General features: G+C 72.3%; 17 protein-coding genes and 1 tRNA gene. 7 read left to right on the top strand and 11 right to left on the bottom strand.

The window, feature by feature from the left end:
- From E0D90_RS14550 to E0D90_RS14540, 3 genes are all read left to right on the top strand, one after another.
- A partial coding sequence (locus E0D90_RS14550; protein ID WP_130798569.1) for a CBM96 family carbohydrate-binding protein occupies positions 1-1,111 on the top strand: 1,111 nt, incomplete at its 5' end.
- A gap of 797 nt (positions 1,112-1,908) precedes the next feature.
- Positions 1,909-2,130 carry a hypothetical protein gene (locus E0D90_RS14545; protein WP_103501965.1) on the top strand — a complete coding sequence of 74 codons (222 nt, stop codon included), beginning with the start codon at positions 1,909-1,911 and terminating at the stop codon, positions 2,128-2,130.
- A complete protein-coding gene (locus E0D90_RS14540) occupies positions 2,130-2,735 on the top strand; it encodes a hypothetical protein (RefSeq protein ID WP_103501964.1) in 606 nt (201 codons plus the stop codon). Before E0D90_RS14545 ends, E0D90_RS14540 begins: the two co-directional genes overlap by 1 nt.
- 114 nt (positions 2,736-2,849) lie before the next feature.
- Here E0D90_RS14540 and E0D90_RS14535 read toward each other — a convergent pair.
- From E0D90_RS14535 to ehuB, 6 genes are all read right to left on the bottom strand, one after another.
- A tRNA-Lys gene (locus E0D90_RS14535) sits at positions 2,850-2,923 on the bottom strand.
- A gap of 90 nt (positions 2,924-3,013) precedes the next feature.
- Positions 3,014-3,772, bottom strand: a complete 759-nt coding sequence (locus E0D90_RS14530; protein WP_103501963.1) for an IclR family transcriptional regulator — start codon at positions 3,770-3,772, stop codon at positions 3,014-3,016.
- 228 nt (positions 3,773-4,000) lie between these two features.
- Positions 4,001-4,801 (bottom strand): ectoine/hydroxyectoine ABC transporter ATP-binding protein EhuA, encoded by an 801-nt coding sequence (ehuA, locus tag E0D90_RS14525; protein ID WP_130798572.1) that lies wholly within the window; start codon positions 4,799-4,801, stop codon positions 4,001-4,003.
- A gap of 127 nt (positions 4,802-4,928) precedes the next feature.
- Positions 4,929-5,585, bottom strand: a complete 657-nt coding sequence (gene ehuD / locus E0D90_RS14520; protein WP_103501962.1) for an ectoine/hydroxyectoine ABC transporter permease subunit EhuD — start codon at positions 5,583-5,585, stop codon at positions 4,929-4,931.
- Positions 5,585-6,310: an ectoine/hydroxyectoine ABC transporter permease subunit EhuC gene (gene ehuC, locus E0D90_RS14515; protein ID WP_103501961.1), complete on the bottom strand. Its 726-nt coding sequence runs from the start codon at positions 6,308-6,310 to the stop codon at positions 5,585-5,587. Before ehuC ends, ehuD begins: the two co-directional genes overlap by 1 nt.
- A complete protein-coding gene (gene ehuB / locus E0D90_RS14510; RefSeq protein ID WP_103501960.1) occupies positions 6,307-7,221 on the bottom strand; it encodes an ectoine/hydroxyectoine ABC transporter substrate-binding protein EhuB in 915 nt (304 codons plus the stop codon). The genes ehuC and ehuB overlap by 4 nt, the downstream gene beginning before the upstream one ends.
- Before the next feature lie 134 nt (positions 7,222-7,355).
- Here ehuB and E0D90_RS14505 point away from each other — a divergent pair, with 134 nt between their 5' ends.
- On the top strand, positions 7,356-7,871 hold the full coding sequence (locus E0D90_RS14505) for a DUF3830 family protein (RefSeq protein WP_130798567.1): 516 nt from the start codon (positions 7,356-7,358) through the stop codon (positions 7,869-7,871).
- 253 nt (positions 7,872-8,124) lie between these two features.
- Here the strand turns inward: E0D90_RS14505 and E0D90_RS14500 are convergent, their stop codons facing one another.
- From E0D90_RS14500 to E0D90_RS14480, 5 genes are all read right to left on the bottom strand, one after another.
- Positions 8,125-9,177, bottom strand: coding sequence for a sporulation-delaying protein SdpB family protein (locus E0D90_RS14500; protein ID WP_130798565.1), 1,053 nt, complete (start codon positions 9,175-9,177; stop codon positions 8,125-8,127).
- The gene (locus E0D90_RS14495) at positions 9,171-9,791 is read right to left on the bottom strand and encodes an SdpA family antimicrobial peptide system protein (RefSeq protein ID WP_103501957.1); all 621 of its coding nucleotides are present in this window, start codon (positions 9,789-9,791) and stop codon (positions 9,171-9,173) included. Before E0D90_RS14495 ends, E0D90_RS14500 begins: the two co-directional genes overlap by 7 nt.
- Positions 9,792-9,927: 136 nt before the next feature.
- A complete protein-coding gene (locus tag E0D90_RS14490; protein WP_130798563.1) occupies positions 9,928-10,557 on the bottom strand; it encodes a sporulation delaying protein family toxin in 630 nt (209 codons plus the stop codon).
- A 471-nt stretch (positions 10,558-11,028) separates the two neighbouring features.
- Complete coding sequence (locus tag E0D90_RS14485; RefSeq protein WP_130798561.1) at positions 11,029-12,471, bottom strand: amidase; 1,443 nt, start codon at positions 12,469-12,471, stop codon at positions 11,029-11,031.
- 110 nt (positions 12,472-12,581) lie between these two features.
- The gene (locus E0D90_RS14480) at positions 12,582-13,568 is read right to left on the bottom strand and encodes a D-2-hydroxyacid dehydrogenase (protein WP_130798559.1); all 987 of its coding nucleotides are present in this window, start codon (positions 13,566-13,568) and stop codon (positions 12,582-12,584) included.
- Between the two features lie 252 nt (positions 13,569-13,820).
- Between E0D90_RS14480 and E0D90_RS14475 the strand changes: the two genes are divergently transcribed.
- From E0D90_RS14475 to E0D90_RS14465, 3 genes are all read left to right on the top strand, one after another.
- On the top strand, positions 13,821-14,720 hold the full coding sequence (locus tag E0D90_RS14475; RefSeq protein WP_130798557.1) for a maleate cis-trans isomerase family protein: 900 nt from the start codon (positions 13,821-13,823) through the stop codon (positions 14,718-14,720).
- Positions 14,721-15,111: 391 nt separating this feature from the next.
- A complete protein-coding gene (locus E0D90_RS14470; protein ID WP_103501967.1) occupies positions 15,112-15,882 on the top strand; it encodes a maleate cis-trans isomerase family protein in 771 nt (256 codons plus the stop codon).
- 157 nt (positions 15,883-16,039) lie between these two features.
- Positions 16,040-16,571: AAA family ATPase (locus E0D90_RS14465; protein ID WP_130798555.1), on the top strand; the 532-nt coding region annotated here is incomplete at its 3' end.

Here is a 16,571-nt window from a genome sequence, read left to right as displayed (position 1 = left end):
CAGGCCCATGCCGGTGTCGATGTTGCGGCGGGGGGGGCCCCCCCGGGGGGGGGCCCCCCCCACGCCGGTCACCCGCCGCTACCTCACCCTGCTCCACGACCACGGGAGTGACCCGCACGGCGCCTCGTACGCCCATCTCGTGCTGCCGGGCGCGACGTTCGCGGAGACCGCCGCGCGCGCCGCCTACCCGGGCGTCGAGGTGCTGGAGCTCAGCGGGACGGTCCACGCCTTCCGCACCACCCCCGGCGGGCTGCCCGGCCACCGGGCCGCGACGCTGACCGCGCTCGTCTTCTTCACCGCCGGCACCGCCGCCGGTGTCACGGTCGACGGCCCCTGTGCGGTGCTGCTGCTGGAGGGGCCGGGCGCCCTGCGGATCGCCGTCTGTGACCCCTCCCGCTCCGTTCCCGCGGTGCGGGTGACGCTCGGGCCGCGCGCCGCCCGCCCGCACCAAGCGGTCCGCGAGACGGGTGACGGCGTGACCGTGCTGACCACCGGGCCGCGCACCGAACTGCTGGTGGAGACCGGCGGGGCGCACGGGGCCTCCCGCACGATCACCCTGGCGCCGGGGAGGCCGGTCGCGCCGCGCCACGCGCGGCTCAGCCCGCCCGAGGCGTCCGCCACCGTGCGCGCCGGGCGGCACTCCGGAGATCCGCAGGGCGACCCCGCCCGGCTCCGGGTGCACCAGGCGTCCGGAGCGGACGGCACCAGCCGCGCCTATCTGCGGTTCGGCCTGCCCGCCGGGGTCCGGGGCGAGGAGATCGAGCGCGCGGTCCTCTGGGTGTACGGGGCCATCCCCAAGGACCCCGACAGCCGTGAGTCCGACATGCTCCAGCACCCGCTCCGCGCCCGCACGGCCGCCGACCGCGCCTGGGAGGAGGCCACCGTCACCTGGGACACCGCTCCCGAGCCGGGTGCCGCGCTGGGCACCGACTGGGTCACCACCTATCCGGACTGGGCGGGCCTCGACGTCACCGAGGCGGCCCGAGGAGCGCGGGGGCGGTTGACGGTCGTCCTCGACCAGGCGGAGGAGGGACACGAGACGCTCCTCGACGGCCGCGGCGCGACGGCGAACCCGCCCCTGCTCCAACTGGTCACCACCACGCGCCGCTGAACGCCGCCCCCGCCCGGCGCGCGAGCGGCGTGCGGCGTACGGCGAGAGCCGGGCGGGAAGTGACGGGGGCCACTCCATAAAAAGCACGACGGAGAAGTGTGATCGATGGCACCTCCGGGTATACAAGGCCACCGCCTGCGGTCGTGACCTGCGTGTATGCGCCCCCATGCGCCCCGTGGTCGCGCACGATGGCGCATTCGCGGACCAGATCGGCCATAACGGAGCGGCGCGATGTCAGAGGTTGGCCGTACTGTGTTCGTATGCTCACCGATCCCCGTTCTGGGCGTCCGACTTCCGCCGAGGAAGCGAACGCCGCGATACGTGCCCTGGTCACTGCCCAGGGTGGGCGGTCGTGGTCGGCGGATGACCTCGCGGAACTGGCGCGGCTCCGCGCCGACTGGCTCGCCGCTGTGCGAGTCCAGGTGACCACCGCCGCTTGAAGCGAGACCCCCGGCGCGCGCCCCGGCGCGTAGCCCTGGTCCCCGCCCTGTCCGATGCTGTTCGCCGGCCCCGCCCGGCACGCTCCGACCGCCCTGCCCCGGTGGCGCGCCCCCGATTGCGGCGCGCTGCCGGGTCGATTCCGGGCTGACGCGCCCCGCGCGCGCTTCCTCCGCCACCGCCCCCATCGCCTCGCCCGCTTTTCCCGGCGTCAACATATTGACGCGTGTGGCCATTGTGGGTGATGCGAATTCCTGCGCAGCCGGCTGACCCGTATGCGCTGGGTGCGCCGTTCTCCCGCTCTCGTGCGCCGTTTCGCCGACGGCTGCGCAAGCGTTTGCCGACCCTATTCTGCAAGGGTGATCTCATCAGGGAGGCACCCGAAGAAAGAAGTTCAGCAGGCACTGGAGGAAGCGCGCAAAGCGGGATTCCGTGTGGAGGAGTCCAAGAACGGGCATCGGTGGGGCTGGGTCATATGCTGCGGCTGTAAGGACAAGGAGACGGTCAGCGGTACGCCGAAGAACGCCGGCACCGAGGCCAAGCGGGTCCGGCAGTTCATCCGACAGCACAAGGGGCATTGATGACCAGGGTTCGCGGTCAGGTCGAGTGGGAGTTCACGCTCACCTTCAACCGGGCGATCAGTGAGTTCGAGGCCGACGAACTGGCGGTCGCCGACCACCCCCTGCTGGCCGACGGCTCCCTCGGGTACAGCGTCGGCGGTGAGGGCCCGGCTCGCGGGAGCTGCACCGTGCTCGCACCGACCGTGCTGGACGCGATCTCCACCGCGTGCGCCGCCTTCCGCGGCGTACTGCCCGAGCTCTACCCGGTACGGGTGGAGAACGGTGACAGCGTCACCCTCGACGAGGCCGCCGTCCGCTGCGGGCAGTCCGCGGCGTGGCTGAAGGCGGTCGCGGAGGAACACCGGGGAGGCGCGGGCGGGTTCCCGGAGCCGGAGTTCGTGAGCGACGGCGCCGAGTACTACGCGTGGTCGCGGATCGCACCGCTGCTGCGGCGGCTGGGGACGGACGCGAAGGACGCGCCGGACGACCTGCTGCTGGCGGATCTGCTGATCCGGGCCCGCGCCGCCTCGCTCTCGCGCGGCGTACCGGACTCCGTCCTGGCGGGGCTCACCGGACTGCTCCCGGCCTCGGCGGAGGCGGCTCGGCCGACGGACCCTGTCGCCTGAGCGGCGACCGTCGCGGAACCCCGGCGACTGCCGCACACCGCACATCGCACCACCATGCACCACGCAACGCCGAAGGGCGCTTCCGACTGAAGTCGGAAGCGCCCTTCGTGATTGTGCGCCGCCAGGGACTCGAACCCCGGACCCGCTGATTAAGAGTCAGCTGCTCTAACCAACTGAGCTAGCGGCGCCCGTCGGCCTCGCGGCCGAACACCGAGAACTCTACCCGGTCGACGAGGGTGCTCCGCACCACCTCCGGCGCCCGCGGGCCGTGGCCCGGCTCACAGCGACAGCGAGAGCAGCGCCGGGGCGGCCTGCTCGTTCAGCGTCTCCGCCGCCTCGCGCAGCCGGTGGGCCTCGCCCACCGGGAGGGAGAGCGCCAGACAGCCCACCGAGGCGCCGGCCGTCAGCGGGACCGCGGCACACAGCGTGCCCACGGCGTACTCCTGGAGGTCGAGCACCGGCATCGTCGCGGGCTGCCGCTCCAGGGTGGCGAGAAGAGCCCGGCGGTCGGTGATGGTGCGGGAGGTGAGCCGCGCGGTGCGGTGCCGGGAGAAGTGGTCCTCGCGTCCGGCGTGGTCGAGTTGGGCGAGCAGACACTTGCCGATGGCGGTGGCGTGCGCGGCCGAGCGCAGATCCACCCACTGGTGGACCGCCGGCCGTTCCGGGGTCGCGGAGAAGTGCGGCACGGTCAACTCGCCGTTGGTGTAGCGGCCGATGTACACGGCGGCGCCCACGGTCTGCCCGAGCCGGTCCAGCGCCTGGCGCAGCTTCTCCTCGCGGATCTGCCGCCGGCCCTCGCCGTGCCCGAGCAGCAGCAGTGACTCTCCCGCGAGGTAGGCCCCGTCCTCCAGGCGGCGGAGGTAGCCCTCGTGGCGCAGCATTCGCAGGAGCGCCGCCAGTTGCCGGGGCGGGAGGTTCAGCTCATGGCCGATCTCCTCCTCGGGCACGCCGCCCGGGAACCGCGCCACCGTCTCCAGGACGCGCAGCGCGTAACGCACCGAATGGAACGGGGCGATGGCTCCGGAACCAAGGGCCACAGCGTCCTCCCGCACGATTGCCGCAGTCACCACAGGGTGACGGGAAGCCGACAAGTGACCCCAGGGTAACCGTCGACCACCCTGAAGAGCGGGCTGCCCGGCACTCTGGCCGGGAAACGCCGTGCGGCCCGTCCCGGGGTCGGGACGGGCCGCACGGGGCCCTCGCGCCGGGCCGTCGCAGGTCGTGGCGGTGGTCGCGGTGGACCGGTGCCGAGGGCGCGCGGCCGGTCAGTGGACGGAGCTGAGGAACTCCCGCGTCCGGTCGTTGTCCGGGTCGTTGAAGATCTTGTCCGGCGAGCCGGACTCGATGATCTTGCCCTGGTCGAACATGAGTACCCGGTCGGAGATGTCCCGCGCGAAGCTCATCTCGTGGGTGACGCAGACCATGGTGATGTCCGTGGAGTGCGCGATGTCGCGCAGCACGTCCAGCACCCCGGCCACCAGCTCCGGGTCCAGCGCCGAGGTGACCTCGTCCAGCAGCAGCACCTGCGGCCGCATGGCCAGGGCCCGCGCGATGGCGACGCGCTGCTGCTGACCGCCGGAGAGCTGCGTCGGGTACTTGTCGAGGTGCTCGGTGAGGCCGACCAGCTCGATCAGCCCGCGGGCGCGCTCCGCCGCCTCGTCCTTGTCCATGCCCAGCACGTGCACCGGCGCCTCGGTGACGTTGCGCAGCACCTTCATGTTGGGGAAGAGGTTGAACTGCTGGAAGACCATGCCGATCTTCTTGCGGACGGCACGGTTGTGCGCGTCGCCGGCCGGGACCAGCTTGCCGTTCTTCTCCTCGTGGGTGAGGTACTCGCCGTCCACCGTGATGGTGCCCTCGTCGGGCTTGATCAGCGTCATCAGCAGCCGCAGGATGGTCGTCTTGCCGGAGCCGGACGGGCCGATCAGCGTGACGTGCTTGCCGGTGTCGACACTGAAGCACAGGTCGTCGAGGACGGTGTTCTCACCGAACCGCTTGGTGACGTCCTGGAACTTGATCAGCTCACGGCCCTCGGCGCGGGACTTGCCGGGGGCACCGCCGCCCAGGGCCTCGGCGGCGGACGGCCTGCCGGTACCGGCGGAGTCCGCGGGGGACCCCGTGTCGCTGGGCTGGTTCGATTCGTTGGGGGTGTTCACCGGGGCCTCCGGGTCCGCTGCGTTCTTCGGGGTGGGCTCAGTAGGTGGCAAGGCGTCGCTCCAGCACTCGGATCAGCAGGGACGCCGGATAGGCGATGACGATGAACGCCACGCCGACCACGGTGATCGGCTCCATGAAGTTGAACGTCTGCACGCCGTAGGCCCGCGCGGCGCCCAGCATCTCGACCAGACCGATGGTCGAGATCAGCGGTGTCTCCTTCAGCATCGCGATGACGTAGTTGCCCAGCGCCGGCACCGTGCGCCGGAACGCCTGGGGCAGGATCACTGCCTTCCAGGTGTGGGGCGTGGACATGGACAGGGCCCGGGCGGCCTCCCACTGACCGACGGGGACACCGTCGATACCCGCCCGGTACACCTCCATGGTGTACGTCGAGTAGTGCAGGCCGAGACCGATGGAGCCGGCCACCAGCGCGGAGAGCGTCGGTCCCCACTCGGGCACGACGTAGAAGAGGAAGAACAGCTGGATCAGCAGCGGCGTGTTCCGGATGAACTCCGTGACGCCGATGACCGGCCAGGCGATCCAGCGCGGACCGCGCAGCGCGATGGCCCAGACCAGGCCGAGCGAGAAGGCGAGGACGGTGCCCCAGGCCAGCGCCTGCAGGGTGAGGATCAGCCCGTCCCAGAAGAACGGCATGAAGTCCCACACCGCGTCCCAGTTCCACTTGGAGTTCATCAGGCACCCCCGCCGTTCGTCGAGCCGCCGGCCGGGGCGACGTCACCCTGGCCGGACCGGGACTTCTTCTCCGGCAGCTTTCCGACGCCGCGCTTCGCGTGGCGCTCGACGACCCGCATGCCCCGGGTGATCGAGAAGGCGAGGAGGAAGTAGAGAACGAGCAGCAGGGTGTAGACCGGAGCGCTCTCGTTGGTGGACAGCCGGATGACATTGCCCGCGAACGCCAGGTCGGCGACGGCGATGACGGAGATCAGGGAGGTGCCCTTGAGCAACTCGATAGCGAGGTTGTTGAACGGTGGGACCATCTCGGGCCAGGCCTGCGGGATCTCGATCCGCCGCAGCCGCTGCATCGGGGTGAAGCTCAGGGCGATGCCCGCCTCACGCTGCGCCTCGGGCACGGCGGCCAGCGATCCGCGCACGATCTCCGAGCCGTACGCCCCGTAGGTCAGCGCCAGCGCCAGCACACCCGCCCACAGCGGGACCAGCTGCCAGCCGAACAGCAGCGGGAAGGCGTACGCGAACCAGAAGATCACCACCAGCGCCGAGGCGCCGCGGAAGATCTCGAAGTACGCGCCGGAGAGGAAGCGCACGATCCACAGCCGGGAGGTGCGCAGGGTACCGACGACGAAGGAGACCACCAGCGCGAGCAGCGCGCTGAAGACGGTCGCCTGAACGGTGACCCACAGCCCCGGCAGGATCCAGTTCTCGAAAAGTCCCCAGCTCATTCCTGACAGAGCTCCTTGGCCGTGAGATCCGTCATGTCTTCCTCGGTGAAGCCGAAGGGGGAGACGATCTCCAGCAGCTGGCCGCTGTCCTTCATCTCGTGCAGTTCGGAGTTGAAGGCGTCCCGCAGGGTGGTCTCGGTCGGCTGGAAGGCGAACCCGCCGGCGCCGATCTGCTCCACACCGTCCACCACGGGGGTGAACGGCTCGGTGGACTCCACCCCGGAGGCGCCGCGGGCGGCGGCCACCATGGTGGGAGCGGTCCCGAAGAAGGCGTCGATGCGTCCCTGACGCACCGCGGTCAGCCCTGCCAGCTGGTCCGGCAGGGTGCCGATCTTGGACGCCTCCACACCGTTGCCCATGGCGTAGTCACGCTGGAACCAGCCCGGGCCGGTGGCCACGGTGGCGCCGGAGGCGGCGATGTCCTCGTAGTTCTCGAGTTCCAGCGGATTGCCCTCGGCGACGATGAAGGCGTCCTTCGCGATGTAGTCGGGGTCCGAGAAGATGACCTGCTGGCACCGTTCCGGAGTGATCCACATACCGGCGGCGACGACATCGAACTGTCCGGTGCGCAGCCCGGGAATGAGGTTGCCGAACTCGGTCAGCACGGGCTGAAAAGAATCGACCCCGAGCCGTCCGAAGATCTCTTCGGCGATGGCCGGGGCCTGTCCGGTCAGCTTGCCGCTGTCGCGGTCGATATAGGAGTAGGGGACCTCACTGGCGATCCCGAGCCGGACGACTCCCTGAGACCGGAGTCTGTCCAGCTGGTCGCCGCCGGCCTCGGCCGCCGAGGTGTCGATCCGGGAACACCCGGTCGCACCCAGCGCACCGAGGGCGACGGCGCCGCCGAGCAACAAGGCTCTGCGGCTGATCCCCCCGTTGACAGGTGTGGTTTTTCGTGATGGTCGAACCATAGGCGCGCGGCTACCCAGTCATACCGGAGTCATGCGCTAATAAACCCGTTCGGGCGCACGGGGGCGGCGGAGTCGCACCCGGACGCGCGCATGCGACACCATGGGCGGCCGGACCGACCCACACGGAGGTGCCCATGGCCGAAGCGACCGTTCCCGAGCGCTTCATCACCGTCTCGCTGGAGAGGCGCGGCGTGAGCTGTACCGCCAAGCTGCTCAGCGACCGCGCGCCGATCACCTGTGCCGCGGTCTGGGACGCCCTGCCGCTGGGCGGCGACGTCTACCACGCCAAGTACGCGCGGAACGAGATCTACGCCCTGCTCGACCCGTTCGCCGCGGAGGAGCCCCCGCTGGAGAACCCCACGGTCACCCCGATCCCGGGGGACCTGTGCTACTTCACCTTCACCAAGACCCAGCTGGCGACCGCCTCCTACGGCTACGAGGAGGCGGCGCCGCACCGGGAGCGCTCCACCGTGGTGGACCTCGCCCTCTTCTACGAGCGCAACAACCTGCTGATCAACGGTGACGCGGGCTGGGTGCCGGGCATCGTGTGGGGCAGCGTGGTCGACGGCCTGGACCGGATGGCCGACGCCTGCCAGGACCTGTGGCGGGCCGGCGCCCTCGGCGAGACGCTGAGCTTCGCCCGCGCCTGACCCCCCGGCGGTCCACGGCACGCGGTCGAACGGAGCCCCCGGCAGCCTTCTCGGGTGCCGGGGGCTCCGTCATGCCCCGGAACGGCGGCGCGTCGGCCGGCGTGTGCGGCGCGTGGCCCGCTCGGAAACGCGCCGGTGTGACCAGGAACGGGGGAGGGCAACACCGTTCACGCGGGGGTGGTGCGCCCGCCGAACGGGTGAGGTCGGACCGTGCGTGGAGCGCGGCCACACCGGCCACGCGCCCTACACGCTCTCAGAGCCGGACCACGCGACCCGCGTCCTCCGGCGAGGCCACCGGCACCGGGACGACGGGCGCCCGGCCCGCGGCGGCCCCGTCCTCCGAGCCGTCAGCGGGCCCGTCGCCGCGCTCCGCCCCCGCGTCGCCCTTTGTGCCGTCCCCCGTGTCGTCCTCCGTGCCGTCCTCCGCCCGGGCGTCCGCCCCGGCCCTGCGCCGCGGCGACAGATGGGCCCCCAGAGGAAGGCAGAGCAGCACCAGCCCGCCCCACATGGCGAAGGCGAAGCTCCACAGCCCCATCATCACCGCGATCGACAGATGGAAGCCGACCCCCGCCGCCAGCAACCAGTAGCGCAGCCGCTGCCGCACCAGCAGGCAGGCCGCCAGGGCGATCTCCACGAAGAGCGGCAGCCAGGTCAGTACGGCCACCCCGACCGGCAGCGCCAGCATCGGCTCCACCAGCGGGCGCAGCGGGCCCGGCGGCCCGAAGGTGTCGGAGGTGCCCCAGTACCAGAGCGCGGTGCCGTCGGCCCACTCGCTGTGCGGCAGCTTGGCGACACACGCCTGGAAGTAGAGGAAGCACATCTGCACGCGCAGCAGCACCAGTGCGCCGCTGCCCGCCAGCGCCCAGCCGCGGCGGCGGTCCTCCACCCCGTCCGGGAGCCGCTGCCAGTGCCAGCGCCGGGGGTCGCCGAGCGCCGGAACGGCGAGAAGCAGTGCGAGGATCATCGCGATCTGGTCCCCGCCGTCGCTGATCGCGATCCCACTGAAGACGCTGAAGCCGATCCAGGCGTGCGCGGGGGCCGTCCAGCGCGGGCGCCATCCCGAGGCGACCACCAGCAGCGCGGCGACACAGAGCCACCGGGCCAGGGTGAGCTGCCCGCCGGGGACCACACAGAAGACGCCGGCGCGCGAGAGCCCCTCGCACAGCGGGTAGTCGCCGAGCATCGCGACCGGCCGGAAGAGGGTCGAGGTCGCGCTGAACGCGAGCGTGCCGGCGGTGCCGAGGGCGACCAGGGTGCGGGCGAGACCGTAGACGTTGGTCCAGGGCTGTGGGACGCGGGTCAGCACGAGACCTCCAGGACGACGAGTTCCTCGGCGGTGCGCGGAGTGTCCATCAGGTCGCGCCACGCCCAGGGGACGGGATGCTGGGTCGCGACGGCGACGCGGCCGCAGAGCGTGGGATCGGGGACCGGGTTGTCCACCTCCGCGGCCAGCGGTGCCGCGTCGGCGCAGGCGGTGGCGGTGGGCTGCTCGCACTCGGTGTAGTCGAAGGGCGCGGCGGCGTGCAGCAGGACCGCGATCTCGATGCCCTGGGAGCGCGAGGCCCGGTTGAAGCCGTACTCGGAGTGCCGGCCGAGGGCGGCGCTCCGCCACTGGCCGTCGGTGAACCGCAGGGGCTCGAACTCCGGGTCACGCGCCGACTTGGTGAAGAACGCCCAGCCCTGCGGGAAGAGCGCGGCGGCCGGTCTGGCCACCGTGTCCTGCGCGGGCAGGGTCACGACGTTGGACGGCAGCTGCGCCTGCGCCACGTAGGCGGTCAGCAGCACGGCGAGGGCGGCGAGCCCCGCGATCCAGGAGCGGGGGACCGCGACCGTACGGGCGGCGGACACGTCGACCCGGTCGACGGGGAGCCGCGCGGCGACGCGCTCCACCCGTCGCCGCGCCGGAGAGGTGTTCGGCATCTGCTTCGCCTTATGTCCTTGCCTTGCGTCGAAATCGCTCCGTCGGCCCGGGCGGCCCACACGGGGCCGCCCGGGCACGGAGCCGGGGGTGGCGGTCCGCCCGTCGCGGGGACCGCCGTGAGCCCGGGGGAACCGGTCAGATCGTGGCGAGAACCTTGGTCAGCGTGGCCACGGCCCGCTCACGGTCCAGGTCGCTCTGGATCTCGATCACGGACCACATCTGGACCTCGACCACGGCGGCCGCCACCGCGATGGCCGCGACGTTCACGCCGACGCCCACGTTGACCAGGACGGCGATGTTGAAGACGAAGACGGCCTGACCGGTCCCGTCGGGCAGGTCGGCGCCGACGATCTGGGCGCCTTCCTCCAGCAGCTTCCCCGCGTCGTTCAGCGCGGCCTCGACCTGGCGCGGGTCGCCGCTGCGCACCCGGGTCGAGAAGTCGGCGAAGAAGCCGGGGGAGCTCTCCGCCATGGCGGCCTGGAGGGACGCGACGTAGTCGACGGCCTCCGCGGACTTGTTGGCCTCCAGCTGCCCCTCGGGGTCGTTGTACTTCAGCTGGCTCTTCAGGGACTCGCCGATCTGGCCCTGCCCGAAGAAGATGCCGGCGAAGAGCGCCTCGCCGTCGGCGGTCGCGTCGGTGAGGGGCGCGGTCACGGCCGGCGAGCCGTGCCCGCCGGCGGAGGAGGCCGCGCCGGCGGTGGCGGCGCCGGTGCCGAGCAGTGCGGCAGCGGCGACGACGGCTATCAGGCGGTGGGATTTCTTCATGGGTTCTCTTCAACCTCGCACTCTGTGGTCCGGGCGCCCGCCCCCGTGGAGTGGGGCGGGCGCGGTGGTGGCGGGCGGCGAAGGGCGGCCACCGGTGCCGAACCGCGGCACTGGCTGTCAGGCATGAGCACACCCCCGTTACTCACCACGTCAGCTGAAGTGAATGAAACGTGTTCAAGCGCTCATCCCAGCTAACGCCCCAGAGAGTGGCACGCACGTAATGAATGAGTCAAGCGGGGGTGAAGGGGCGAAGGAGACTCGTTCATATCAGTTCATTCACTGGGGGACGCGCGGCGACGCCCCCGCGGTTGCGGCGCCGCGCGGGTTTCCGGCGGCGGCAGCGCGCGGGTCCCGTCGGCGGCCACCTCCGGCACACACGAAAGCGGGTCCCGCGCCGTCCCGTTCGGGACGACCGGCACCCGCTTCGCTTCCCGCCCCGCCGCCCGCCCCGTGCGGCGACGCGGCGGCGGCTCAGCCCCGGACCGGCGGCGGTGGCAGCTCCGCCGCGCCGGACCGGTACAGCGCGTGCGCCGCCCGCAGCACCGTGCCGTCCGCGTGGCGCGGGCCCACCAGCTGCAGCGCCACCGGCAGCCCGTCCGAGTGAAGGCCGCACGGGACACTGGCCGCCGGCTGCTGCGTCATGTTGAACGGGTAGGTGTACGGCGTCCACTCCGTCCAGCGCCGCATACCCGATCCCTCCGGCACCTCGCGGCCCACCCCGAACGCGGTGAGCGGCATCGCCGGAGTGACCAGCAGGTCGTACCGCTGGTGGAAGCCGCCCATCATCCGGCCCATGGCCATCCGCACATCCACCGCGGCCAGGTAGTCCACCGCCGAATACCCCTCGCCCTCCGCGCAGATCTCCCGCAGCCCCGGGTCCATCAGCTCCCGCGCCGCGCCGACGATGCCGCCGGTCGCACGGGCCGCTCCGCTGAACCACAGCGTGTGGAACGCCTCCCGTACCAGCTCCGGCTCCGGCAGCGGCGGATCGGTCTCGACGATCTCGGCGCCCAGCTCCGCCAGCCGTTCCACCCCCCGCGCCACCGCCGCCGCGATCTCCGGGTCGGTGCGCTGGGCACCGAGCCCGGCCGCACCGAGCGTGGGGGAGTAGGCGATCCGGAGCCCGGTCAGCCGAGGAGGTTCGTCACCGGTGTCACCCAGCGCCGCGACGAAGCTGCCGGCCGGCGGCCCCAGATGGGACCAGTCGCGCGGATCGGGCTGCCCGATCACGTCCAGCAGCAGCGCCGCGTCCGCGGCGTCCCGGCTCATCGGCCCCACGTGCGCCAGGGTGCCGAAGGCACTGGCCGGATGCAGCGGCACCCGGCCGTACGTCGGCTTCAGCGCGAAGGTCCCGGTGAACGCCGCCGGGATTCGCACCGACCCGCCGCCGTCCGTGCCGAGGCTGAGCGGCCCGGCGCCCAGGGCCACCGCCGCCGCGCTCCCGCCGCTGGAACCGCCCGCGGTGCGGGTGGGGTCGTACGGGTTCCCCGTCGCGCCGTGCGGCGGACAGTCGGTGACCCCCTTCCAGCCGTACTCCGGAGTCGTCGTCTTGCCGACGAAGACCGCCCCGGACTCACGCAGCCGGGCCACCGCCGGCGCGTCCTCGTCGTTCGGCGCGGTGCTCGCCGCCGCTGAGCCGCGCAGGGTGGGGTGGCCGCGCAGCAGCAGGATGTCCTTGACCGTGACCGGCACCCCGTCGAGCGGGCCGTCCGGTTCGCCGCGCCGCCAGCGCTCCTCCGAGGCCGCCGCCTGCCTCAGCGCCTCCTCGTGCAGCAGCAGGACGAACGCGTTGACCGACCGCTGCGCCGCCTCCGCCCGGGCGAGCGCGGCACGGGCCGCCTCCACCGGGGAGAACTCGCCCGCCCGGTACCCGGCGACCAGCCGTGCCGCGGACAACGCCGTCAGATCCGTCATCGATGACTCCCGTCAGCTCCGTGCCCATCGGCGCCACCGCGCGGCGCCGTCACTCTCGCCCGGCCGGCCCGGCCCACCGGGCCCGGACCGGCCCGCCGCGCCGCGTCGCGTCAGCTCTGCGGAACGTAGCCCAGCTTCTTGTCCACCACGTTGCTCAGCGGTTCGCCGGCCGCCCAGCGGTCGAAGTTGTCGAGGAACTGCTCCGCGAGGTCGTCCCGCCAGCCGATGGTGTCGCCGCTCATGTGCGGGGACACCAGCAGACCCGGCACCTCCCACAGCGGGCTGGACTCGGCCAGCGGCTCGCTGCCGAAGACGTCCAGGGCCGCTCCGCCGAGGCGGCCCGTCCGCAGCGCCTCGACCAGATCCGGCTCCACCACGTGCGGGCCGCGACCGATGTTGATGAAGCGGGCGCCGTGCTTCATGAGCCCGAAGTTGTGGGCGTCGAACAGTCCGGTGGTCGCCGGTGTCAGCGGCGCCGCGCACACCACCCAGTCCGCTTCGGCCAGCAGCGCGGGCAGGGCTTCGCTCGCGTGCACCCGTCCGAAATCGGGATCGCCGTCCCGCTCGCGGCGGCCCGACAGCGCCACCTCGACACCGAGTGCCTGGAGCGTGACCCCGATTCTGCGGCCGATCGGGCCCGAACCGACCACCACGGCGCGACTTCCGCGCACCTTGTGTGTCTCCCGGTGCCGCCACTCACGGCGTCGTTGAAATTCCCACGTGCCATGGAAATCCTTTGCCATGGCGATGACAAGACCGGCCACGTATTCGGCGATCGGCTGATCGAAAATGCCACGCGCATTGGTGACGACTGTGTCGGATTCCGCCAGCTCGGGGAAGAGTAGGCGGTCCACCCCGGCGCTGGCCGTGTGGACCCAGCCCGGCCGCGGTCCCGGCCCCGGCCAGGCGGTCCGCAGCGCGTCGGAGGAGAAGTCCCACACCAGCAGGACATCGGCCCCGGACAGCTGTCCTGCCAGGGATTTCTCGTCTCCGAAGACCACCTCCGCCCGGCCCGCGAGCCTGTCCAGCCCGGGGGGCAGGGTGGGGCCGGCGGTCGGTCCGGAGGAGCCGAGAACGAGAACGCGGGGTTCGGTCATGACGGGGAAACCATTTCGCAACGCAGACCTGTTTCGCTGAAGCCGGATGACTCCGGACACGGGTGTGGGTCGCCCCGTTGTATACCGGCGGGGGCCGGTCACGGAAACCCAGGATTGACCACCGTAGGGAGAAGAAACTACCGTCGTCAATGAAGGCATCTGTCCCGGCGTCCCGGTTTCCGAACCGGCTGTGTTCCATCCTCGGCCAGATCAGCTCATCTGCGCCGCCCCTCCGTCTCATTGGGGTTCCCCATGGATGTCTCCTTCGTAGGTGGGCCGACGCCGCAGCGCGGTGTCGGCATCGTCGCCCCGTTCGACTTCGCACTGGACCGTGAACTGTGGCGCTGGGTCCCGGACGATGTCTCGCTTCATGTCACCCGAACGCCGTTCGTCCCGGTGGAGGTCAGCCTCGACCTCGCCCGGATCGTCAGCGAACACGAGACCCTGGCCGAGGCGGTGCGCGCGCTCGCCGCGGTCAGCCCGGAGGTCGTCGCCTACGCGTGTACCTCCGGCAGCTTCGTCGGCGGCGGTGTGGGCGAACGCGCCATGACCGCCGCCATGGCACGGGCGGGGGAGATGCCCGCGATCACCACCTCCGGCGCCCTGCTCAACGCCCTGCGCGAGCTCGACGTGCGGCGGGTCGCGGTCGTCACGCCTTACACCAAGTCGGTCACCGACTCCCTGGAGGACTACCTCGCCGAGGGCGGCATGGAGGTCTGCGGCCGCAGCTATCTCGGCCTGACCCGGGAGATCTGGCGCGTCGGCTACCGCGAGGTCGTCCGGATGGCCCGCGAAGCGGTCGCCGACGGCCCCGACGCCCTCTTCATCAGCTGTACCAACCTGCCGACCTTCGACATGATCCCGCAGCTGGAGGCGGAGCTGCGGATGCCCGTGCTCTCCGCCAACCAGGTGACGGTCTGGGACGCGTTGCGCATGATCGGCAAGGAGGCCGTGGGACCGTACCAGGCGCTGCTCGACCCGGCCGCCCGCCGGGGACCGGCCGCGATGGGAGGTCTGCCCGGCACGGAGCAGCCGCCCGGGGCCGCCGCCTTCGCGGGCTCGGCCACCTCCGGAGCCGCGGAGGACGGCCCGTCCGTGGCGGAGTCCGGTGAGGCGCCCTTTCCGTCGGACGAACCAGGACCCACGGCCTGAGGGCGCCGTCTTCGGCCCGCTTCCCGAGGCCACCACCACCCCCGCCGAACCCGTCGGCGGGGCCTCCAACGACAGCGCCCCGGCCGGGACGACCACCCCGGCCGGGCCGGCCGGAACGCCTGGCACCGACGACGCGACGGATCGCGGCGGCATCCCCGCCCCCGCCGAGCCGGCCGACACCGGCCGGACCGACACCGCCACGCCCGCCGTGACGGGCACGGGCGCCGAGTCCGCCCGGGGCCCGGCGGCGGGCGGGCCGCTCACCGACCGGTCCTCACACGAGCCGCGAGCGTCCGAGCCGCGGGCGTCCGAGCCCCGGGCGCCCGAGCCGCGGACACCCGAGCCGCACACCGAAACCGAGAGACAGCCCCACCCGGAAGGAGACGTATTGATGCGGGAGACCGCGCACGCGCCGGCCACGGAGGACACCGCGGTCGGCACAGTGGGATTCCTCTACCCCGGCTACTCGGCCGAGGACGACGTGCCGAGGATGGAGGGACTGCTGAACGAGGCGGGCGGCCGGGTCCGGCTCCCCCTGATCCACACCGACATCGGGACCGACGCCCACGAGGTCGACGCCCTGCTGGAGATGGGCTCGGTGCACCGGCTGGTCCCCGGCGCCGGCGAGCTGCGGGAACAGGGTGCCCAGGCCGTGATGTGGGCCTGCACCAGCGCCAGCTTCGTCTTCGGGTTCGACGGCGCGCACCAGCAGGTGCGCGAACTGGCCGAGGTCGCCGGACTGCCTGCCTCCAGCACCTCCTTCGCGTTCGCCCACGCGGCCCAGGCCATCGGCGCCGGGAGGGTCGCGGTCGCCGCCACCTACCCGGAGGATGTGGCCCTGCTCTTCGCGGAGTTCCTCCAGGCGTCCGACATCTCCGTGACCGGGGTGCGATCCGCCGGGATCATCACCGCCGCCGAGGTGGGTACCTGGGGCTATGACGAGGTGCTGGCGCTGGCCCGCGCTGGTGACGACCCCACCGCCGACGCCGTGCTGCTGCCGGACACCGCCATGCACACGGCGGCGTGGGTGACCAAGCTGGAGGAGGAACTGGCCAAGCCGGTGCTCACCGCGCACCAGGTCACCGCCTGGGAAGGGCTCGGGCTGATCGGCCGCGCCGTCGACTGCCCCGCTCTCGGTACGCTCTTCACCACCCACCACTGACCGGCCGCCGGGAGACCCCGGCGGAAACAGCCGACGTGGCGACCGGAGTGCTTCCGGCGGCCACGTCGGCTGTTCCGGTGGGTGCGCGCCGGGCGAGTCGCGCGGTACGGCACCGGCACGGAGCCGCCACGCCACGCCATGAGGGAGAACGAACGAGATGACCGACGCCGGCCGGGTCGTCGTGGTGACGGGACCGCCCGGCGCGGGCAAGAGCACCGTGTCCGCACGGCTGGTCTCGATGATCTCCCCGAGCGTCCATCTGCACGCCGACGACTTCTGGGGCTTCCTGCGTGAGGGCGCCGTCCCCCCGTACCTCCCGGAGGCCCATCGCCAGAACGAGGTCGTGATCGGGGTCCTGGTCGAGGCCGCGTTCGCCTACGCGCGGGGCGGCTACCAGGTCGTCCTCGACGGGGTGATCGGTCCGTGGTTCCTCGGGGGCTTCACACAGGCGGCGCGGAGCTCGGGCATTCCACTGCGCTATGTCGTCCTGCGGCCCGATCTCGACACCACGGTCGCCCGGGCGAGCGGACGGGGGCCCGGCGCGCTCACGGAGCGGGAGCCGGTCCTCGCCATGCACCGGCAGTTCCAGGACCTCGGCGAGTTCGAGCCGTGCGCTGTGGACACCACCGGCCAGTCCCCGGCGGAGACCGCCCGAGCCGTCCACGCCCTCCTGGCCACCCCACCACCCC

This window comes from Streptomyces otsuchiensis (genome assembly GCF_004305975.1).
Classification (GTDB): domain Bacteria; phylum Actinomycetota; class Actinomycetes; order Streptomycetales; family Streptomycetaceae; genus Streptomyces; species Streptomyces otsuchiensis.
Note: the sequence above shows the minus strand (reverse complement) of the source record. Positions and strands in the feature narration are given on the sequence as shown.